This is a genomic window from Klebsiella sp. V115_8, assembly GCF_029967715.1.
Taxonomy (GTDB): domain Bacteria; phylum Pseudomonadota; class Gammaproteobacteria; order Enterobacterales; family Enterobacteriaceae; genus Klebsiella; species Klebsiella quasipneumoniae.
The window spans coordinates 74,851-95,719 of sequence record NZ_JASCAR010000001.1 but is presented as its reverse complement, the minus strand read 5'-3'; the positions used below and the strand labels follow the sequence as shown (position 1 = coordinate 95,719).

The following is a 20,869-nucleotide window of genomic DNA, read 5'->3' as shown; positions in this document are numbered from 1 at the left end:
CATAAATCCATGTACTGATAATAATATCAATAATTTTGCTGGGCTGATTTTGCACAGAAAACACGTGGGCGCATATGAAAAAAATGTGATAAAAAGTTGAATGCGCTACGCAAACGTTTAGTTAGCACCAACACAATATTTTCAAACACAACATAGTCAGGCAGGGTCAAGTGTGATGATCCCACAAATTTCTCAGGCGCCAGGGGTAGTTCAACTGGTGCTGAATTTTTTGCAGGTACTGGAGCAACAGGGTTTTACCGGCGATACCGCCACCAGCTATGCCGACAGGCTGACGATGGCCACCGACAACAGCGTCTATCAGCTGTTGCCGGATGCGGTCCTGTTTCCACGTTCCACGGCAGACGTAGCGTTACTGGCGCGGGTCGCCGCCGAACCACGCTTTAAATCGCTGATCTTCACCCCGCGCGGCGGCGGCACCGGCACCAACGGCCAGGCGCTGAACGGCGGAATTATCGTCGATATGTCCCGCTATATGAACCGCATTATTGAAATCAACCCCGAAGAGGGTTGGGTGCGCGTCGAAGCCGGAGTCATCAAAGATCAGCTGAACCAGTTTCTTAAACCCTATGGTTACTTCTTTGCGCCTGAGCTCTCCACCAGCAACCGCGCCACCCTGGGCGGGATGATAAACACCGACGCCTCCGGACAGGGATCGCTGGTGTATGGTAAAACGTCGGATCACGTGCTTGGCCTGCGGGCGGTGCTGATGGGCGGGGATATCCTCGATACCCAGGCGGTGCCGGTGGCGCTGGCGGAGACGCTTGGCAATACGCCCTCGACGATAGGGCGGATTTACAACACGGTCTACCAGCGCTGCAAGGCGCAGCGCGAGCTAATCATTGATAAGTTTCCCAAACTCAACCGCTTCCTCACCGGATACGATCTGCGCCACGTCTTTAACGATGAGATGAGCGAGTTCGACCTGACGCGTATTTTAACCGGTTCGGAAGGGACGTTGGCGTTTATCACCGAAGCGCGGCTGGATATTACCCGCCTGCCGAAGGTACGGCGGCTGGTCAACGTCAAATATGACTCCTTTGACTCTGCGCTGCGAAATGCGCCCTTTATGGTGGAGGCCAAGGCCCTGTCGGTGGAGACCGTCGACTCTAAAGTTCTCAATCTGGCGCGCGAGGATATCGTCTGGCACTCGGTGAACGAACTGATCACCGACGTACCGGATAAAGAGATGCTCGGGCTCAATATCGTCGAATTCGCCGGGGATGACGCGGCGCTGATTGACCAGCAGGTCACCACCCTGTGCCAGCGTCTGGACGAGCTGATGGCTCGCAGCGAGGCGGGGGTCATCGGCTGGCAGGTCTGTCACGATCTTGATGGCGTGGAGCGCATCTACGCCATGCGCAAGAAGGCGGTAGGCCTGTTGGGCAATGCCAAAGGCGCCGCCAAGCCGATCCCCTTTGCCGAGGATACCTGCGTCCCGCCCGAACACCTGGCGGATTATATCGTCGAGTTCCGCGCGCTGCTCGACAGCCACGGCCTGAGCTACGGCATGTTTGGCCACGTCGACGCCGGTGTGCTGCACGTGCGCCCGGCGCTGGACATGTGCGATCCGCAGCAGGAGGTGCTGATGAAGCAGATCTCCGACGATGTGGTAGCGCTGACGGCGAAGTATGGCGGTCTGCTGTGGGGGGAACATGGCAAAGGCTTCCGCGCCGAGTACAGCCCGGCATTCTTTGGCGAGGCGCTGTACGGCGAGCTGCGGAAGATCAAAGCGGTCTTCGATCCGGATAACCGACTGAACCCGGGGAAAATTTGTCCGCCGGAAGGGATCGACGCGCCGATGATGAAAGTCGACGCGGTGAAGCGCGGCACCTGGGATCGGCAGATCCCTATCGCGGTGCGCAGCGCCTGGCGCGGGGCGATGGAGTGTAATGGCAACGGGCTGTGCTTCAACTTTGACGTAAAAAGCCCGATGTGCCCGTCGATGAAGGTGAGCAACCAGCGCATTCACTCGCCGAAAGGGCGGGCGACGCTGGTCCGCGAATGGCTGCGTCTGCTGGCGGATCGCGGCGTCGACCCCAATCAGCTGGAGAAGGCGCTGCCGGAGCAGGGCGTTAGCCTGCGCTCGCTGGTGGCGCGCACGCGCAACAGCTGGCATGCGCGCAAAGGGGAATATGATTTCTCGCACGAGGTCAAAGAGGCGATGTCCGGCTGTCTGGCCTGCAAAGCCTGTTCGACCCAGTGCCCGATCAAAATCGATGTCCCGGAGTTCCGCTCACGCTTCCTGCAGCTGTACCACAGCCGCTATCTGCGGCCGGTGCGCGATCATCTGGTGGCGTCGGTGGAGTCCTATGCGCCGCTGATGGCCCAGGCGCCGAAGACTTTTAACTTCTTCATGAACCAGCCGTGGCTGAAAAAGCTGTCGGAGAAGCATATCGGGATGGTCGATCTGCCGCTGCTCTCGGCGCCGTCGCTGAAGCAGCAGATGGCCGGCCACCGCTCCGCCAACATGACCCTTGAGCAGCTCGAAGCGCTGAGCGCCGAGCAGAAAGCGAAGATGGTGCTGGTGGTACAGGATCCCTTTACCAGCTATTACGACGCCCAGGTGGTGGCTGACTTTATCCGTCTGGTTGAGGCCTTAGGCTATCAGCCGGTGCTGCTGCCGTTCTCGCCGAACGGCAAGGCGCAGCATATTAAAGGATTCCTGACCCGCTTCGCGCGCACCGCGCAGAAAACGGCAGACTTCCTTAACCGCGTGGCGCAGCTGGGTATGCCGCTGGTCGGCGTCGATCCGGCGCTGGTGCTCTGCTACCGCGATGAATACAAGCAAACGCTTGGCGACAAGCGCGGCGATTTTCAGGTGCTGTTAGTCCATGAGTGGTTGCCGAAGGTCCTGACCGCCGACGCCCGTCCCGATCCGGGCGGCGAGCCCTGGTACCTGTTCGGTCACTGTACGGAAGTGACCGCGCTGCCGGCGGCGACGAAGCAGTGGGCAGAGATTTTTGCCCACTTCGGCGCGAAGCTGGAAAACGTCAGCGTCGGGTGCTGCGGGATGGCAGGCACCTATGGTCATGAAGTGAAAAACCATGCCAACTCGCTGGCCATTTACGCGCTCTCCTGGCAGCAGGCGATACAGCGGCTGCCGCGTAACCGCTGTCTGGTGACGGGCTACTCCTGCCGCAGCCAGGTGAAGCGCATTGAAGGCAGCGGCGTTCGCCACCCGCTGCAGGCGTTACTGGAGATAATCGGATGATTTGGAAACGTCAGGCCACGCTGGAGCAGCTCAACCGGCTCGGTGAGGGAAACATGGTAGGGCTGTTGGATATTCGTTTTGAGACCTTTACCGACGATACGCTGGAGGCCACCATGCCGGTGGATGGCCGCACACAGCAGCCGTTTGGCCTGCTGCACGGCGGGGCGTCGGTGGTGCTGGCGGAGACGCTGGGGTCGGTGGCGGGTTATCTGTGCAGCGAAGGCGAACAGAAGGTGGTGGGGCTGGAGGTTAACGCCAACCACATTCGTTCGGCGCGCGGGGGCCGGGTGCGGGGCGTGTGCAAAGCGCTGCACGTCGGGACTCGCCACCAGGTCTGGCAAATTGAAATCTTCGACGAACAGTCGCGATTATGCTGTTCATCGCGGCTAACCACCGCGGTAATATAAGTCATGACCGGGAGGCGAATAGCCTCCCTTTTTTCAGGGGAATAAGCGGGGGCGGGGCCGCCAGCGCGAAACATGAGGCCAGCAGCGCTACCGCGCGGCGGCAAGAAATTATCTAATAAATAGATTATTACCGATCCAATCTCGTTATATATGCTACTCTTTTCAATACGAAATGCTTAAAGGTAACAAGAGGACGGTTAACCATGGGTATTCTTTCCTGGATCATTTTTGGACTTATTGCCGGTATTTTAGCCAAGTGGATTATGCCGGGGAAAGACGGCGGCGGGTTTATTGTAACCATTATTCTGGGGATCATCGGCGCCGTGGTCGGCGGCTGGATCAGTACCTTCTTTGGTTTTGGCAAAGTCGACGGGTTTAATTTCGGCAGCTTCGTGGTGGCGGTAATCGGTGCGCTGGTCGTGCTGTTTATCTACCGTAAAGTGCGCAGCTAATTTTCAGCATTCTGTTTTATTCAAGCTAACAAAAGCTGCCGCGATAAGCGGCAGCTTTTTTATTATCGCAGGACTCAGGCAGAGCGCCCACGCCAGGGCTATTTCCCGTCGGCATCCTCCGCAACCGGCACCACCTCAACGTGAACTTCGTAGTGCTTCGCCTGACCGGTGGGGATCAGGGCGGTCAGTTTGTTAATGGTTTCCGCCGGCGTATCGGTCGCGACCGTTGCTGAAAACAGCACCGGCTTGTGCGGCGGAAACGGTGGTGGGAAAGGCGGTTGGGGGCCATGACCCATCTCCAGCGGAGGACGACCGCCGTTGTCGACAACGGGCGTCGGGGCGTCGGTTTTATCGGCGGCAAACGCGCTGGCGGCGGCCACGGTGGCGATAGCGAACAGGGCAAGGAGAGCTTTTTTCATCTGGTATTCCTCGATTAACAAGTACCAAAAGAGTAGAGGGCGGCGGCAGGCGGGACAATCCCGTGCGGCGCGAATCCTCTGAATCTCCTTTATTCCTCGCGAATGTGAAGGTCAGATGAGAGCGGGTGTCATTGTGTTCGGGAGCCTCTTAATTCAGCAGTACGCTCATAATCAGCAGCACGGCCATGCACATCGACATAATACTGATATCAACAATCATTCTGTACGACAAAAGCTCCAGCTAAACGGGTACGACGGCTATGTTAAAGCACGTATTATAGTGGTTAAAGATTGTACCCTGGCATACATTCACACCACAAACGTTTATTAGCCTGACGTGGCCTGAACTGCCGCCCCTGACCATGGCATCATGACGATACCTCGAGTACACCTGGCGCTTAGCGGAGCAACATGAGGATAGCTCATGTTGCAATGAATTTAAGTCGCTTTCCCTCCATCACCGACTCTGGCAAAAATAGACCCATTAACGAATCAACAACATTTACCGGTTGAAGCGCGCCAGGTCTGACTCTGCGTCGCCTGTGGAAAATACTCCGCTTATTCCGCTTTATGCCCGACACCAGGATGGACAATCGCCATGAATAACGAATTTACCTATACGATTAAGCGCAGCCGGTTTGATGAAAATTATAACCCTGCGGAAAATACGCGTATTACCACCAACTTTGCCAATTTGGCCAGAGGGGAGAGCCGTCAGGACAATCTGCGCAATACGTTAATCATGATGAATAACCGGTTTAATACCCTGGCGCACTGGGATAATCCCTACAACGATCGCTATGCGGTGGAACTGGATATTATTTCTGTCGAGATGAATATTGCTCAGGATGCCGCCAGTTTTCCGGTGATAGAGATCCTGCAAACGCATATTGTCGATAAAAAAACCGGTGAGCGCCATGCCGGTATCGTCGGCAATAACTTCTCTTCGTATGTGCGGGATTATGATTTTAGCGTGCTGCTGCTGGAGCATAATAAAGACCAGAACCGCTTCAGCGTGCCCGAAAACTTTGGCGAGCTGCACGGCAATATCTTTAAGGATTTCGTGCAATCCAGCGCCTATAAGACCAGCTTCAGCAAGGCGCCGGTGATTTGCCTGAGCGTATCCAGCAAAGATGTTTACCGTCGCACTGGCAACGAACATCCGGTCCTCGGCATTGAATATGCCCAGGAAGGCGTCTCGCTGACCGAGCGCTATTTCAGCAAAATGGGGCTGCAGGTGCGCTATTTTATGCCAAAACATAGCGTCGCGCCGTTGGCCTTCTATTTTTCCGGCGATCTGCTCAGCGATTACACCAGCCTGGAGCTGATCGCGACCATCAGCACGATGGAGACGTTTCAGAAAATATACCGACCGGAGATCTACAACGCGAATTCTGCGGCGGGGCAATACTATCAGCCCAATCTCAATCACCTGGATCATTCCGTCACCAAAATTGTTTATGACCGGGAAGAGCGCAGCCTGTTGGCGATAGAGCAGGGTAAATTTACACAACAACATTTTATCAACCCGCACAAGACGTTGCTTGAGCAATGGTCTGCTAACTTCGCGCTTTGCTAAACCAAAATAAAAGGCTACTGATTATGAAAACATGGCTTCCGACATCGACCGCCGGCAGTTTACCGAAACCTTCCTGGCTGGCGCAGCCAGAGACCCTGTGGTCGCCCTGGAAACTGTCCAGCGAAGAATTACTGGCCGGCAAGCGCGACGCCCTGCGTTTGTCCCTCGACGACCAGCTGCGGGCCGGGATCGATATTGTCAGCGACGGCGAGCAAACGCGGCAGCACTTTGTCACCACCTTTATTGAGCACCTCAGCGGCGTTGATTTTGCCAAACGCGAGATCGTGAAAATTCGTAACCGCTATGAGGCCAGTGTTCCAACCGTGGTGGGCGCCGTGGAGCGCCAGAAACCGGTCTTCGTTGAGGACGCGCGCTATCTGCGTCAGCTCACCAGTCAGCCGATTAAATGGGCGCTGCCGGGCCCAATGACCATGATCGACACGCTGTATGACAATCACTATAAAAGCCGGGAAAAGCTGGCCTGGGAGTTCGCCAAAATCCTCAATCAGGAAGCGAAAGAGTTAGAGGCCGCCGGGGTCGATATTATTCAGTTCGATGAGCCGGCCTTCAACGTCTTCTTCGATGAGGTGAACGACTGGGGGATCGCCGCGCTGGAACGAGCCACCGAAGGGCTGAAGTGCGAGACGGCGGTGCATATCTGCTACGGCTACGGCATCAAGGCCAATACCGACTGGAAAAAAACGTTGGGCTCTGAGTGGCGTCAGTATGAGGAGGCCTTCCCACAGCTGCAGAAATCGTCCCTCGATATTATCTCTCTCGAGTGCCACAACTCGCGGGTGCCGATGGATCTGCTGGAACTGATCCGCGGTAAAAAGGTGATGGTCGGAGCCATCGATGTGGCCAGCCATGCTATCGAAACCCCGGAAGAGGTGGCCGCTACCCTGCGCAAGGCGCTGGCGTTCGTCGATGCCGACAAGCTCTATCCGTCCACCAACTGCGGTATGGCGCCGCTGCCGCGCCAGGTTGCGACCGGCAAACTGCACGCCTTAAGCGCCGGCGCCGAGATCGTTCGCCGCGAGCTGGCGGCACAATAAGGCGGGCTGGCCTCCGTGCGCTTCTCCCGGTTAACTTCCTGAGCGGGCCGTTGCCCGCTCAGCGTCAGGTTGCCGCCAGCGGGCGGCAGATCGCCCTTAGGGCCACGGCGCTGCACAACGGAAACAGCGCCAGCAGAAGCCAGGGATAGACCGCCTGCGGCGAGGGGGTGAGCGCCTGGTCCAGCATATGGCCGAGCAGCAAATTCCCGGCTAACACCGCGCCCCCCCCCGCCGTGGCGAGCGCCCCGTAGTGGGCGCCCAGCGTCGACTCCTCGGCGAACAGCGGGATCAGATCCTTGGCTGAGGGCACCAGCAGCATCTGGCCGAGGGTGAGCAGCGTGACAAAGCAGGCCGACGGCAATAATCGCAGCCAGCCTTCGGCGGGCGACGAGGCGGCGAATAACGCCACGCTGACAAAAGAAGCCGACAGCAGCAGAAAGCCCACCGGCAGAATGCGCAGGGCGCCAATACGTCGGGCGAAACGGGCGAGAGGAAGCTGCAGGGTAATAATCAATAGCGAGGCCAGCATAAAAAGCGGCGCCAGATCCTGCTCATGGCCGCCGGCGCGTTGGATCTCCACCGGCAGGGCGAGGTACAGCTGGTTATAGCTCAACAGCCATGAGCTGTAGGCGATAATAAACGCGACAAAGCGCGGCTGACGCAAAGGGGTCCACCACGGCACCCGGCTGCGCGTTTGTGTCCGCTGCCCGTCGGCGGGCAGACAGAAAAAGAGCACCAGCAGCGCCAGAAGAAATAGCCCCGCGCCGGCGAGGGCGATATGTCGAAAGCCGATCCCGCTCAGCAGCCCTCCGGCCACCGGGCCGATAACCGCCCCCAGTTCACCGCACACTGCAAACAGCGCAAACCACTCGGCGCGGCTGCGTTTTCCGTTGGCCTGGCTGTGGGTACCGGTCCGCGCCAGCAGGGCCTCGATCGACGGAGAAAACAGCGCTCCGCCGACGCCGGTCAGGCAGGCGCCGAGGATAATAGGCTCCAGCGTTGTGCCGCACGCCAGCAGCAGATAGCCGGCGACGCGAACCACGCAGCCGGCGAGGATGATCGCCTTAGCGCCATAGCGGTCGGCCAGCGTCCCGCCGATGATAAACATGCCCTGCTGGGAGAAGGTGCGCAGCCCGAGGATCAGGCCGATAAGCCCGCCGGAGAGCAGCATCTCGTCGCGCAGGAAGAGGGCAAGGAAAGGGACGACCGCATAAAAGCCAATATTAAAAACGAACTGGCTTCCCAGTAAAACGGGAGGCCAGAGGGTCGCCGCAGGGCGCAGGGAGAAGAGAGGCATATACGCCAAACCTAAACGATGAAATGAATGTGCTTTTTACCGTGGTACGGGGAGATCTCGATTTTGGTTTTCACCCGGAAAACGTCCCACAGCAGCGCTTCGGACAAAATCTCCTCCGGCGTCCCGCTGGCGAGGATCTGCCCCTGCTGCATCACGATCAGCGAATCGCAGAACATCGCGGCATGATTAAGATCGTGAATGGCCACAATGCTGGTCACCGGCAGCTCGCTGATCAACTGCATCAGCTGCATTTGATGGTGAATATCCAGATGGTTGGTGGGTTCATCCAGCAGGATCTCGCTCGGGTTCTGCGCCAGGGCGCGGGCGATATGCACCCGCTGCCGCTCGCCGCCGGAGAGGCTCAGCCATCCCTGGTCGCTTTTCTCCAGCATCGCCACCCGCTGCAGCGCGGCGGTGACCGCCTCGTCATCCTGAGCGCTCCAGTTTGAGAACGGCGAGTGATGCGGAATACGCCCCAGGCGCACGACGTCGCGCACCCGCATATTGGCCTCGGTCATGCCGTGTTGCTCGACGAACGCCACCCGGCGGGCGAGCTGCTTTTTCGCCATCCTGGCGATGTCCTGGCCGTCGAGGGTGACGCGACCCGCATCCGGGCGGCGCAGGCCCGCCAGAACCCGCAGCAGCGAGGATTTGCCGCAGCCGTTGGGCCCCAGCAGTCCCACCGTTTCGCCGCGCGACACCCGCAGCGAGACCGTATTGACGATGACCTTTTTGCCTGCCTTCCAGGTGATATTTTCAGCGCAAATACTCATCACTTATTCCTTGAGCGGTAGATAATCACGGCGAAGAAAGGCACCCCAACCAGAGCGGTCACCACCCCGACCGGCAGACTTTGCGGGGCAATCAGCAGGCGCGAGGCAATGTCCGCCAGCACCATCAGGATCGCCCCCGCCAGCGCGCTGGCGATCAGCAACGTCCGGTGCAACGGGCCAAAGAAGAAGCGCATCACGTGGGGCACCACCAGGCCGACAAAGCCGATCGAGCCGGCCATGCTGACGATGGTGGCGGTGATCACCGCCGCAGTAGTGAAGAGGATCAGGCGCACGCGCGGCACGGCAATGCCTAGCGAAGCGGCGGCATCGTCGCCGAAGGTGAACGCGTCCAGCGCCCGGGCATACCACAGGCAGACCGCCAGGCCCGCAAGAACCACCACCAGGACCAGCTGGAATTCGGGCCAGCGGACGCCGCTGAAGCTGCCCAGCAGCCAGAACATCACATCGCGCGCCTGCTGCGCGCTGGCGGAGGTGCTGATGGTGTAGGCCGTGAGAGCGTTAAATAACTGCGAGGCGGCGACGCCCGCCAGGATGGTGCGCTCATTGCCGCCGCGCGCGCCGTTGGTCAGAAAGGCGACAAAGGCGAAGGCGGCGAAGGCTCCGGCAAACGCCCCGGCGGAGAGGGAGATCGCCCCGGCGCCAAGGCCCAGCACCACGATTGATACCGCGCCGGTGGAGGCCCCGGCGGAGACGCCGAGGACGTAGGGCTCCGCGAGGGCGTTCTTCAGGAGGCTTTGCAGCACGGCGCCGCAGATAGCCAGGCCGGCGCCGCAGCAGGCGGCGACCAGGGCGCGGCTGAGGCGGAAGTCCCAGATGACGCTCTCGTAGATACGATTGAGAGGCACCGCGGTTAAGCCGGTTTTATTGCTGATAGCGTAAAAGACGTTGTGCAGCGGGATGGGCAGTTCGCCAACGCTGACGCCTACCGCTATCACCAGCGCCAGCGCGAACACTGCCACGACGCACCAGCCGGTGAGCAGCATGCTGCGGCGCGTCTGAAGCACGGCGACGCTCATCAGTTAAGCCCCATTTTTCTCAGCTGTTCGCCCACCTGTTCCGCGCCGTAAAGGGTGCGGATGGTCGGATTCATCGCCTGGCCGTCCATCACCACGATATGGCCTTTTTTCACTGCCTCCAGCTGGCTGACGGCGGGATCGCTTTTGAGGAATTTGATCTTCTCCTCGGCCTTATCCAGCGCCCAGCGGTTACGATCCAGGCTTGAGACCACGATCACGTCAGGGTTGGCGGCAATGATGCTCTCCCAGCTTACCGTGGGCCATTCTGTCTCGGCGGTAATGGCGTTATGTCCGCCCAGCACGCTGGCGATAAAGCCGGAGGCGCTGTTTTTGCCGCCGACATAGGCATCGGCCGACGGCGAGGCGCTGGAGAACCAGAAGACGAAGGAGAGATCTTTTTTGCTTTTACCGAACTCCTGACGCAGGTCGGCTTCACGTTTTTTGAAATCGGCGATCAGCGCCTGGCCACGATCTTCCACGTTGAAAATGCGGGCAAAATCGCTAATTTCCTGATACAGCCAGGTCATGTCCCACAGCTTCTGCCGGCTGCCGTACATATCGCCGGTAGCCTTTTTGGTGGCGCACATCCCCGGCGACACGTAGCTGTTCACGCCGACGGTCGCGAGATCTTCACGCTTGGCGACTTTGCTTTCCGGCCCCAGCAGCAGCGGCAACTGGGCGGGAACGAAATCGGGATTTTGCGCCAGTACGGATTCCAGGCTCGGGATTTCCACCGTCAGGGTTTTAACCTTCGCGTTTTGCTCAGCCAGCTGCGGTAATACCCTGGTCGGCCAGAAGGCGCTGGCCACCACCTGCTTTTGCAGCCCAAGCAGCAGCAGGATTTCGACCGTATTTTGCCCCAGCGCGACCACGCGCTCCGGCGGCCGGGTGAAGGTCTCCTGATAGCCACAGTTTTCAATCGTCAGGGGGTAGGTTGTTGCCAGCGCGGAACTGACGGCGGTGAACATCAAGCCTAACGCGCAGAGGACCTTCTTCATTAAACGCTATCCTTGTAACAGGCGAGTGGATGACCAGCAAATGGAAGTAATGCAAATGAAACTCATTATTGAGGCGGGGTTTTATACAATGCCGTATTTACAGTGTCAATGAGTGACTATTTCAGCAGGGAAGGAGTTACCCGCGTGGCGGGTGGCTCAGCGCGCCAGTGGGCCGCGAATATACGCCTGCAACCCCTCGGCGAGGAAATCAAATACTCGCTTACAGGCGGGGCTATGGCGCAGGTCCTCATGCATCACCAGCCAGGTCTCGAGATACAGAGAAAAGTCGGCCGCCAGCACTCGCCGCAGGGGAATGATGCCGTCGGCAAGGGGCGCCTGGCAGATGCCGATCCCCGCCCCGGCGCGGATCAGGCTCAGCTGGGCGAGGTCGCTATCGGTGCGCATCGCGAACGCCTCGCGCTGGAAACGGGGGTAGCGCTCAAGCGCCCGGCGAACGAGGGGCGTGGCGCTGTCGAAACCAATCAGCGCGTGACCGTCAAGCTCCTCAGGCGTAGCGGGCCGACCCCGGCGGGTCAGATAGGCATCGGCGGCATGCAGCCCGAGCTCGATCCTGCCGAGACGCCGCGCGATAAGCTGCTCCTGCTGCGGAGCGACCATCCGCACCGCGATATCCGCCTCCCGGTGAAGCAGATCCTGAAACCGATTGGAGAGCATCAGTTCGATGACGATATTCGGGCACGCCTGCCTGAGCCGGGCAATCAGCGGCGGCAGCACCTCGGCGCCGACCACCTCGCTGGCGGCCACGCGCACCACGCCACGCAGATCGGTTCTGTCGCGACTAAAGTTGGCCGCCGTGCGTGCCAGCGCCCGGGCGGTGTTGGCCATCGCCTCGGCGTGCACCCGCAGCGCCAGCGCCGCGTCGGTCGCCAGCAGGCCGGTCTGCGAACGGGTAAATAAGGCCTGGCCGAGGGCGGCTTCCAGCCCGGCGATATGGCGCCCCGCCGTCGGCTGGGTGATGTTCAAAGTGCGCGATGCGCCCGATAAAGAGCCTTCCTGCAGGACGGCGAGAAAGGTTCGGTACCACTCCCAGGGAATAGAGGTATTCATACAAAAATGTATAGCCGCTCGATGATGATATGCAATTTCATTTGATATGAGCGGCAGGTAGGCTGTCAAGCATCCATTAGCGAACGGGGAAAGACGATGAACAGCAGCGGCAAGGTCCTTATTCTGGGAGCAAGCGGGGGCATCGGCGGGGAAGTGGCCCGCCGGCTGGCGGCGGACAACTGGCAGGTTCGGGCGCTGAAGCGCGGCGCCCAGGTGCGCGATCCCGGAGAGGGGATGCAGTGGATAGCCGGTGACGCGCTGGATGCCGGGCAGGTGGCGGCGGCGGCTGCCGGTTGCGACGTGATCGTCCATGCGGTCAATCCGCCTGGCTACAGGCACTGGCGGCAACAGGTACTGCCTATGCTGCGCAACACCCTGCAGGCCGCCGAACAGCAGCGGGCGTTAGTTGTCCTGCCCGGCACGGTCTATAACTATGGACCGGATGCCTTTCCGCTGATTGCGGAAGAGGCCGCACAACAACCGGTGACCCGCAAAGGCGCTATCCGGGTGGAGATGGAGCAGGCGCTGGAGGATTATGTGCAGCGCGGCGGCCGGGCGTTGATTGTCCGGGCGGGGGATTTTTTTGGTCCGCGCGCCGGGAATAGCTGGTTTTCCCAGGGGCTGATCAAGCCCGGTCAGCTTCCCGGCGTCATTCGCCGCCCGGGGGCGATCGGCGTGGGGCATCAGTGGGCCTGGCTGCCCGACGTCGCCGCCACCATCGCCGCGCTGCTGGCCCGCAGGCATGAGCTTGAGCCGTTTGCCCGCTTCCATATGCAGGGCCACTGGGACCCGGACGGCAGCGAAATGAGCCAGGCGATCCAGCGGGTGGTCGCCCGCTATGGCGGCAGGGCGGTAGTAAAGTCCTTTCCCTGGTGGCTGGTGAAGCTGGCGGCGCCCTTCAACGCCACCTTGCGCGAAATGGTCGAGATGCACTATCTCTGGCGTCTGCCGGTACGCCTGCGCAACGATAAGCTGGTGGCCTTTTTAGGCGCGGAGCCGCATACCCCACTCGATCGTGCCGTACATATGACGCTGCAAGGCCTGGGCTGTCTGCCCGCCGGCGCGATAAATAATGAGGCGCGTGAGGCGTAACGCGGCGAGAGAGAGGATCAGGGCGGGGCGTTATTGTGACCAAATCATAATAACGTCACTCGTTGTCAAACGATAGCGATCGCATTAAGCTAAACGGATGACGAAAAATACCTCCACCCCAGCAAGCCGTGGCCCCCTTGACCACAGCGTTCGCGACCAGATTCTTGACGCGGCCATGGCGCACTTTAGTCGCTATGGCTATGAAAAGACCACGGTCACCGATCTCGCCAAAGCAATAGGCTTTTCCAAAGCCTATATCTACAAGTTTTTCGACTCCAAGCAGGCGATTGGCGAGGCAATCTGCGCCAGCCGGCTGGAGAAGATCATGGTGGCCGTCAGCGAGGCCATCGCCGATGCCCCCTCCGCCAGTGAAAAGCTGCGCCGCCTCTTCCGGGCGCTGACCGAGGCCGGCAGTGAACTGTTTTTCGAGGATCGCAAACTGTACGACATCGCCGCCGTCGCGGCGCGCGATAAATGGCCCTCAACGGAGCAGTATGCCGGTCATCTGCAGCAGCTGATTGGTCAAATTCTTGTCGAAGGCCGCCAGGCGGGCGAGTTCGAGCGCAAAACTCCGCTGGATGAGGCGACCCTGGCGGTCTATATGGTGATGTGTCCTTTCATCAACCCGGTGCAGCTGCAATACAATCTCGACACCGCGCCTACCGCGGCGGTGCTGCTTGCCTCCCTGATCCTGAGAAGTCTCTCCCCCTGATTAGTGACTATTGACTTTATTGGTCACTCGTCTGAGAATGCGCTCACCAACCGGTCTTTTCATTAAGGTGACCCATGCTCAGGCTCAACGCCGTCCATTTTGCCGTCTGCCTCCTGCCGTTGGCCCTCACGGGCTGCGGCGAACCTGCCGACCATGACGATCCCCGCACGCGGCCGCCGCTGGTGCGGGTGGCCACCGTCGAGCGCGCGGAGGCCAGCTCGCGAGCCTTTACCGGCGTGGTGGTGGCTCGTACCCAAAGCGACCTCGGCTTCAGGGTGGCGGGAAAAGTCCTTGAACGGCTGGTAGAGACCGGGCAGAGCGTCCGGCGCGGTCAACTGCTGTTGCGCCTCGATCCGGCTGATCTTGCCCTGCAGGCGCAGTCCCAACAGCGGGCGGTCGACGCCGCGCGGGCACGAGCCAAAAAGGCGGCTAACGATCTGGCCCGCTATCGCGGCCTGGTGGCCAGCGGCGCCGTCTCGGCGGCGGAGTTCGATCAGTTCAACGCGGCGGCAGAGGCGGCGAGAGCCGACCTCAGCGCGGCCCAGGCGCAGGCAAACGTGGCGCAAAACGCCACCGGCTATGCCGGACTGCTGGCGGATGCTGACGGCGTGGTGGTGGAAACGCTCGCCGAGCCGGGGCAGGTGGTCAGCGCCGGGCAGGTGGTGATCCGCCTGGCGCGAGCGGGGCAGCGCGAAGCGCGGGTGCAGCTTCCGGAGACGCTGCGCCCGGCGGTCGGCAGCGAGGCCCTGGCGACACGCTATGGCAGCGAATCTCAGCCGGTCACCGCAACCCTGCGCCTGCTTTCGGACGCAGCTGACACTGCTACCCGCACCTTTGAAGCGCGCTATGTGCTGAACGGCGCGCTGGCGAACGCCCCGCTGGGGTCTACCGTAACCCTGCGCATCGGCAACGACCAGGGACCAGGCGAGGTGCTGGAGGTGCCCCTGGCGTCGGTCTACGATCCGGGCAACGGCCCTGGCGTCTGGCGCGTTGCCTCCCGCCCGGCCACCGTCTCCTGGCAACCGGTGACGGTGGTCGGCCTGAATGATGAAACGGCGCGAGTGACCGGTCCGCTGAAGCCGGGGGAGCCGATCGTCGCTCTGGGCGCCCATCTTCTGCACCAGGGCGAGGCGGTGCGGCTGGCGGAACGACGCGAGCATACTGCCGCCGGGAGCCAGCCATGAGCGACGGACGTTTTAATCTCTCCGCGCTGGCCGTCCGCGAGCGGTCGGTGACCCTGTTTTTGATTATCCTTATTTCGGTCGCCGGGCTGGTGGCCTTCTTCGGGCTCGGGCGGGCGGAAGATCCGCCCTTCACGGTCAAGCAAATGACGGTCATCACCGTCTGGCCGGGCGCCACCGCGCAGGAGATGCAGGATCAGGTCGCCGAGCCGCTGGAGAAACGGCTCCAGGAGCTGAAGTGGTACGATCGCACCGAGACCTATACCCGCCCCGGGATGGCGTTGATCACCTTATCGCTGCAGGATCAGACCCCGCCTTCCGAGGTGCCGGAGCAGTTTTATCAGGCGCGCAAGAAGCTGGGCGATGAGGCGAAAAACCTGCCTGCCGGCGTCTCCGGTCCGATGATGAATGACGAATTCGCCGATGTCACCTTTGCCCTTTTTGCGCTGAAGGCGCGGGGAGAGCCGCCCCGGCAGCTGGTGCGTGACGCCGAAACCCTGCGCCAGCAGCTGCTGCATGTTCCCGGGGTGAAAAAAGTGAATATTCTCGGCGAACAGGCGGAGCGCATTTATCTCTCGTTTTCTCATGACCGTCTCGCCACCCTGGGGCTCTCGCCGGAGGCGATTTTTGCCGCGCTGAACAGTCAGAATGTGCTGACCGCGGCCGGGGCTATCGAGACCCGCGGCGGGCAGATCTTTATCCGCCTCGACGGGGCGTTCGACCGCCTGCAGCAGATCCGCGACACGCCGATAATTGCCGGGGGCAGAACGCTGAAGCTCGCCGATGTCGCCACGGTTGAGCGGGGGTATGAAGATCCCGCCACCTTCCTGATCCGCAATCAGGGCGAACCGGCGCTGCTGCTCGGCGTGGTGATGCGCGAGGGCTGGAATGGCCTGGCGCTGGGGAAAGCGCTGGACGCCGAAACGGCCAGCATCAATCAGAGCCTGCCGCTCGGCATGTCGTTGACGAAAGTGACCGATCAGTCGGTGAATATCAGCGCCGCGGTCGATGAGTTCATGATCAAATTCTTTGTCGCCCTGCTGGTGGTGATGGCGGTGTGCTTTGTCAGCATGGGATGGCGCGTGGGGGTGGTGGTCGCGGCGGCGGTGCCGCTCACCCTGGCCGTAGTGTTTGTGGTGATGGCGGCTACCGGCAAAAACTTCGACCGCATCACCCTCGGGTCGCTGATCCTCGCCCTGGGACTGCTGGTGGATGATGCCATTATCGCCATCGAAATGATGGTGGTCAAAATGGAGGAGGGGTATGACCGCCTCAAAGCCTCGGCTTATGCCTGGAGCCATACCGCGGCGCCGATGCTGGCCGGCACCCTGGTGACGGCGGTGGGCTTTATGCCCAACGGGTTTGCGCAATCCACCGCCGGGGAGTATGCCAGCAATGTGTTCTGGATCGTCGGTATCGCGCTGATTGCCTCCTGGATTGTGGCGGTGATTTTTACCCCCTGGCTGGGCGTGCACCTGCTGCCGGAGAGGAAGTCCGCGGCGGCGGGCCACGCCGCGCTGTACGACACCCCACGCTATCAGCGCTTTCGCCGGCTGCTGACCCGGGTTATCGCCCGCAAATGGCGCGTGGCCGCCGGGGTGGTGGTGCTGTTTATGGTGGCGTTACTGGGAATGAGCGTGGTGAAAAAGCAGTTTTTCCCCACCTCCGATCGCCCGGAAGTGCTGGTTGAGGTGCAGATGCCTTACGGGTCGTCGATTATTCAGACCAGCGCCGCGACGGCGAATATTGAGCGCTGGCTGCAGCAGCAGCCGGAGGCGAAGATTGTCACCAGCTATATCGGCCAGGGCGCGCCGCGCTTTTACCTGGCGATGGCCCCGGAGTTGCCGGACCCCTCCTTTGCCAAACTGGTGGTATTGACCGACGGTCCGGCCTCTCGCGAGGCGCTTAAGCTGCGGCTGCGGGAGGCGGTGGCCAATGGCCTGGCGCCGCAGGCGCGGGTGCGCGTCACGCAGCTGGTTTTTGGTCCTTATTCGCCGTATCCGGTCGCCTGGCGGGTGATGGGGCCCGATCCGCATACCCTGCGCGACATCGCCGATCGGGTGAAATCGGTGCTGCAGGCCAGTCCGCTGATGCGCACCGTCAATAGCGACTGGGGTTCGCGCGTGCCGGTGATGCATTTCAGCCTCAATCAGGACCGGCTGCAGGCGAGTGGGCTCAGCTCCCAGGCCGTCGCCCGGCAGCTGCAGTTCCTGCTGTCAGGGATCCCCATCACCACCGTCCGGGAAGATATTCGCGCCGTGCAGGTCATCGGCCGCGCGGCGGGGGATATCCGTCTGGATCCGGCGAAAATCGCCGATTTCACCCTGGTGGGCAGCGACGGGCAGCGAGTTCCCTTGTCGCAGATCGGTGAAGTCGAGATCAGGATGGAAGAACCCCTGCTCCGTCGTCGCGACCGCACGCCGACCATTACCGTCCGGGGCGATGTCGCGGATAACCTGCAGCCGCCGGATGTCTCCACCGCGCTGATGACGTCGCTGCAGCCCATTATCGACTCCCTGCCGCCGGGGTATCGCATCGAGACGGCGGGGTCAATCGAGGAGTCCGGCAAAGCCACCCGGGCGATGGTGCCGTTATTTCCGATCATGATCGCCCTCACGCTGCTGATCATTATCCTGCAGGTGCGCTCCCTGTCGGCGATGGTCATGGTCTTCCTGACCGCCCCGCTGGGGCTGATTGGCGTGGTGCCGACGCTGCTGCTGTTCAATCAGCCGTTTGGCATCAATGCCCTTGTGGGCCTGATCGCCCTGTCGGGGATCCTGATGCGAAATACGCTGATCCTGATTGGTCAAATCCACCATAACCAGCAGGCGGGGCTCGATCCGTTCCACGCGGTGGTGGAGGCGACGGTGCAGCGAGCCCGCCCGGTTCTGCTGACCGCGCTGGCGGCGATCCTGGCGTTCATTCCGCTGACGCATTCGGTTTTCTGGGGGACGCTCGCCTATACGCTGATTGGCGGGACGCTGGGGGGAACCATCATGACCCTTATCTTCCTGCCGGCCATGTATGCGATCTGGTTCCGCATCCGCCCGGAGCGCCCGGCTGACGCAGCGCAACGGCCGGCGCTGGGCCCTCAGGGGTAATTTCGTTTGCCGGGCCAAGGCACGCGGTCAGGCCCGGCCCCGGGCTGCGTCAGGCAGATAAGGATACCGGGACCGCACGGCTGCGCTGTTGATCTTTTTCCAGCCGGTCGAGGCAATCGAGGCTGATGGCCGAGGGGGAGGTGGCGCCGGTGAGGGTCATGGTGACCTTCATATCCTCGGCAAATAAGCGCAGCAGGTGCGCCACGCCCGCTTCGCCCGCGGCGGCCAGGGCATAAATATAGGCCCGACCAAGCAGGACCCCCTTCGCGCCGAGGGCGAGCAGGCGAATAACGTCCACGCCGGAGCGCACTCCGGAGTCGGCAAGGACCGTCAGATCGTCGCCGACTGCCTCCGCCACCCGCGGCAGCGCCCGGGCGGTGGGGATGGCGCCATCGAGCTGTCTGCCGCCGTGATTGGAGACCACAATGCCGTCGGCGCCCAGCCGCACGGCATTGCGCGCATCCTCGGCATCAAGGATCCCTTTGATGATCAGCTTTCCTGGCCAGCTGTCGCGGATCCACTCCAGATCGTGCCAGGCGATGGACGGGTCGAAGTTGTTGCTGATGAACCCCATATAGTCGTCCATGGTCATTTTGTGGCCGGTATAGGCTTCGATATTACCGAACGACAGGGGCCTGCCCGCCAGGCCGACGTTCATTGCCCAGCGCGGGTGGGTGCAGGCCTGAAGATACTGTCGCAAGGTGGCGTGCGGCCCGGACATTCCTGAGCGGTTGTCCCGATACCGTGAGCCGGGGATCGGCATATCGACAGTGAACACCAGGGTTTTCATGCCGGCGGCCCAGGCGCGCTCCAGCGCGTTACGCATGTAGCCGCGATCTTTCAGGACGTACAGCTGGGACCAGAGCGCGCCGCTGGCGTGGCTCGCCACCTCCTCAATGGAGCAGACCGACACGGTGGACAGCGTGTAAGGGATCCCGGCGCGGGAGGCGGCGCGGGCCGCCTGGACTTCGCCGCGGCGGGCATACATGCCGGTGGCGCCGACCGGCCCCAGCGCCACGGGCATCGCCCATGGGGCATCAAGGATGGTGGTGGCCAGCGTCGGTTCACCCGCCCCGCACAGCACGCGCTGGCGAAGAGCGACCGAGGCGAGCTCGGCGGCATTGGCGTTCATGGTATTTTCCGCCACCGCGCCACCGTCAATATAGTCAAAAAGGAAACGGGGCAGACGGCGACGAGCGGCTTCGCGATAATCGCTGGGGGCTGAAACAATCATAATTATATCCTTATGTCTTTTAACCTAAGTGGATGTTCTGCAGGCAAAAAAACTATAGGCTTCTTAAAATCGTTGGGGAAATGAAATATTAGCATCTCAGCCATTCCCTAATGGAATAATCTGGATTTGTCGCTTAATGAGTTATTTCTTTTTTTTGCCTCAGGCACGCGCGTTATTTTTATTTATTTCCGCGACGCGTGAATTCGGCCAAATAAAAGACCCGACGTGGTGCGACAGCGTTATGCGCTATCGCCATAGCAAGGAAGCGTGGTCAACTCGGCGCCTGCCTTTTCCAGCAGGCGTAAAGAAAGTGAATTTGAAATGGAGCAGTGGCTATCTTTTGCTAGCCTTTCTGATGAGGACAGACGGAGCGACACCATGAAAGATAAAGATGAACAAACGGCATTGATTGGCATGGCTATCGGCGCGGCGGTCATTAGCTTAGTGGCGACCCAAAAGCAGATTAATCAGGGGAGTATCGTGGATGAGCTGGTGCGGCTGGGCAGACAGAAGGGGGATGGGGTGGAGGATGAGGTCTTTGTCCAGGCCGCCCGCCTGGTGAGAAAAGGGACCTAGCCAACCGATAGCCTTCCTGACTACCCGTTTCATCGCGGTTTACATCCCCCCGATCGCGGCCACGTCCCCGCCAGGCCGCGACCGCCCCTGCCGAAAGCGTCGCGCCTTGACGCTTTCTTCTCACGCTTTCTCATTCCGCAGGCCAGCGCCTGTTCAGCGCGCATGGCCGCTTAGTGACGCCGTCACCAGATGCGAAGCCCGAAGAGGTAATCGACGAGCTGCGAAATCAGCAAGTCGCGCTGGCCGGCGGACTGAGTAACCCGGGGGGTGCAAATGGCAACGGTGAATGAAAAGCTTCAGGATTAATCGATAGCGCATGCGATATGGATAGCCGGGACATAATTACCGCGGCGACGAAATGCCTCGATGCAGTCTGGCGAGACGGGCATCGCTATCAGAAAGCAGGCGTTATGCTTGGGGAATTCTACAGCCAAGGCGTAGCGCAACTTAACCTCTTCGATGATAACGCTCCACGGAGGAACAGCGAGAAACTGATGAAAGTTCTCGCCCAACTCAATGCAAAGGACGGAAGGGGAACGCTGTATTTTGCAGAACAGGGGATCCAGGCTGCCTGGCAGATGAAGCGAGAAATGCTCTCGCCTCGATATACGACAAGATTTGCCGATTTACTTAAAGTGAGATGAGTTAATGTGCCC

The 20,869-nt window shown here is 60.7% G+C and carries 17 protein-coding genes and 2 pseudogenes; 11 read left to right on the top strand and 8 right to left on the bottom strand.

Annotated elements, in window-relative coordinates; all coding sequences use genetic code 11:
* The first annotated feature begins 175 nt into the window (after positions 1-175).
* The 3 genes from QLG03_RS00450 to QLG03_RS00440 all read left to right on the top strand — a co-directional run bounded on the left by QLG03_RS00450 (position 176) and on the right by QLG03_RS00440 (position 4,091).
* Positions 176-3,232 (top strand): FAD-binding and (Fe-S)-binding domain-containing protein, encoded by a 3,057-nt coding sequence (locus QLG03_RS00450; RefSeq protein ID WP_135718981.1) that lies wholly within the window; start codon positions 176-178, stop codon positions 3,230-3,232.
* On the top strand, positions 3,229-3,639 hold the full coding sequence (menI, locus tag QLG03_RS00445) for a 1,4-dihydroxy-2-naphthoyl-CoA hydrolase (protein WP_023290099.1): 411 nt from the start codon (positions 3,229-3,231) through the stop codon (positions 3,637-3,639). The genes QLG03_RS00450 and menI overlap by 4 nt, the downstream gene beginning before the upstream one ends.
* 203 nt (positions 3,640-3,842) lie before the next feature.
* Positions 3,843-4,091, top strand: a complete 249-nt coding sequence (locus QLG03_RS00440) for a GlsB/YeaQ/YmgE family stress response membrane protein (protein ID WP_004203110.1) — start codon at positions 3,843-3,845, stop codon at positions 4,089-4,091.
* A 98-nt stretch (positions 4,092-4,189) separates the two neighbouring features.
* Here QLG03_RS00440 and QLG03_RS00435 read toward each other — a convergent pair whose 3' ends face one another.
* The gene (locus tag QLG03_RS00435; RefSeq protein ID WP_255987848.1) at positions 4,190-4,510 is read right to left on the bottom strand and encodes a hypothetical protein; all 321 of its coding nucleotides are present in this window, start codon (positions 4,508-4,510) and stop codon (positions 4,190-4,192) included.
* A gap of 598 nt (positions 4,511-5,108) precedes the next feature.
* Here QLG03_RS00435 and QLG03_RS00430 point away from each other — a divergent pair.
* Positions 5,109-6,089: a DUF1852 domain-containing protein gene (locus QLG03_RS00430; protein ID WP_032453251.1), complete on the top strand. Its 981-nt coding sequence runs from the start codon at positions 5,109-5,111 to the stop codon at positions 6,087-6,089.
* Positions 6,090-6,112: 23 nt separating this feature from the next.
* Positions 6,113-7,144 carry a methionine synthase gene (locus tag QLG03_RS00425; RefSeq protein ID WP_023290096.1) on the top strand — a complete coding sequence of 344 codons (1,032 nt, stop codon included), beginning with the start codon at positions 6,113-6,115 and terminating at the stop codon, positions 7,142-7,144.
* Between the two features lie 64 nt (positions 7,145-7,208).
* Here QLG03_RS00425 and QLG03_RS00420 read toward each other — a convergent pair whose 3' ends face one another.
* The 5 genes from QLG03_RS00420 to QLG03_RS00400 all read right to left on the bottom strand — a co-directional run bounded on the left by QLG03_RS00420 (position 7,209) and on the right by QLG03_RS00400 (position 12,317).
* Complete coding sequence (locus QLG03_RS00420) at positions 7,209-8,441, bottom strand: MFS transporter (protein WP_255987845.1); 1,233 nt, start codon at positions 8,439-8,441, stop codon at positions 7,209-7,211.
* 11 nt (positions 8,442-8,452) lie between these two features.
* Entirely contained in the window at positions 8,453-9,214 is a 762-nt protein-coding gene (locus QLG03_RS00415) for an ABC transporter ATP-binding protein (RefSeq protein WP_023290094.1), read from the bottom strand.
* The gene (locus QLG03_RS00410; protein WP_023290093.1) at positions 9,214-10,251 is read right to left on the bottom strand and encodes an iron chelate uptake ABC transporter family permease subunit; all 1,038 of its coding nucleotides are present in this window, start codon (positions 10,249-10,251) and stop codon (positions 9,214-9,216) included. The genes QLG03_RS00415 and QLG03_RS00410 overlap by 1 nt, the downstream gene beginning before the upstream one ends.
* Entirely contained in the window at positions 10,251-11,249 is a 999-nt protein-coding gene (locus QLG03_RS00405; RefSeq protein ID WP_048335962.1) for an ABC transporter substrate-binding protein, read from the bottom strand. Before QLG03_RS00405 ends, QLG03_RS00410 begins: the two co-directional genes overlap by 1 nt.
* 156 nt (positions 11,250-11,405) lie before the next feature.
* Positions 11,406-12,317 (bottom strand): LysR family transcriptional regulator, encoded by a 912-nt coding sequence (locus QLG03_RS00400; protein ID WP_023290091.1) that lies wholly within the window; start codon positions 12,315-12,317, stop codon positions 11,406-11,408.
* 96 nt (positions 12,318-12,413) lie between these two features.
* Between QLG03_RS00400 and QLG03_RS00395 the strand changes: the two genes are divergently transcribed.
* The 4 genes from QLG03_RS00395 (at position 12,414) to QLG03_RS00380 (ending at position 18,403) form a co-directional block, all read left to right on the top strand.
* On the top strand, positions 12,414-13,409 hold the full coding sequence (locus QLG03_RS00395) for an NAD-dependent epimerase/dehydratase family protein (RefSeq protein WP_101996953.1): 996 nt from the start codon (positions 12,414-12,416) through the stop codon (positions 13,407-13,409).
* A gap of 97 nt (positions 13,410-13,506) precedes the next feature.
* Entirely contained in the window at positions 13,507-14,121 is a 615-nt protein-coding gene (locus tag QLG03_RS00390; protein ID WP_065805468.1) for a TetR/AcrR family transcriptional regulator, read from the top strand.
* Positions 14,122-14,195: 74 nt separating this feature from the next.
* Positions 14,196-15,305, top strand: coding sequence for an efflux RND transporter periplasmic adaptor subunit (locus QLG03_RS00385; protein WP_112201453.1), 1,110 nt, complete (start codon positions 14,196-14,198; stop codon positions 15,303-15,305).
* Complete coding sequence (locus tag QLG03_RS00380; protein WP_255987837.1) at positions 15,302-18,403, top strand: efflux RND transporter permease subunit; 3,102 nt, start codon at positions 15,302-15,304, stop codon at positions 18,401-18,403. Before QLG03_RS00385 ends, QLG03_RS00380 begins: the two co-directional genes overlap by 4 nt.
* Before the next feature lie 49 nt (positions 18,404-18,452).
* Here the strand turns inward: QLG03_RS00380 and lldD are convergent, their stop codons facing one another.
* Together lldD and QLG03_RS00370 are read right to left on the bottom strand one after the other, a co-directional pair.
* On the bottom strand, positions 18,453-19,637 hold the full coding sequence (gene lldD, locus QLG03_RS00375) for an FMN-dependent L-lactate dehydrogenase LldD (protein WP_048297731.1): 1,185 nt from the start codon (positions 19,635-19,637) through the stop codon (positions 18,453-18,455).
* A 290-nt stretch (positions 19,638-19,927) separates the two neighbouring features.
* Positions 19,928-20,017: pseudogene (locus QLG03_RS00370) on the bottom strand (hypothetical protein); the annotation flags it as partial.
* Between QLG03_RS00370 and QLG03_RS00365 the strand changes: the two are divergent.
* Both QLG03_RS00365 and QLG03_RS00360 read left to right on the top strand, forming a co-directional pair.
* On the top strand, positions 20,016-20,213 hold the full coding sequence (locus tag QLG03_RS00365) for a hypothetical protein (protein ID WP_004203090.1): 198 nt from the start codon (positions 20,016-20,018) through the stop codon (positions 20,211-20,213). The pseudogene QLG03_RS00370 and the gene QLG03_RS00365 sit on opposite strands and share 2 nt — an antisense overlap.
* A gap of 326 nt (positions 20,214-20,539) precedes the next feature.
* Positions 20,540-20,857, top strand: a pseudogene (locus QLG03_RS00360) (DUF4113 domain-containing protein); the annotation flags it as partial.
* Positions 20,858-20,869 lie beyond the last annotated feature (12 nt).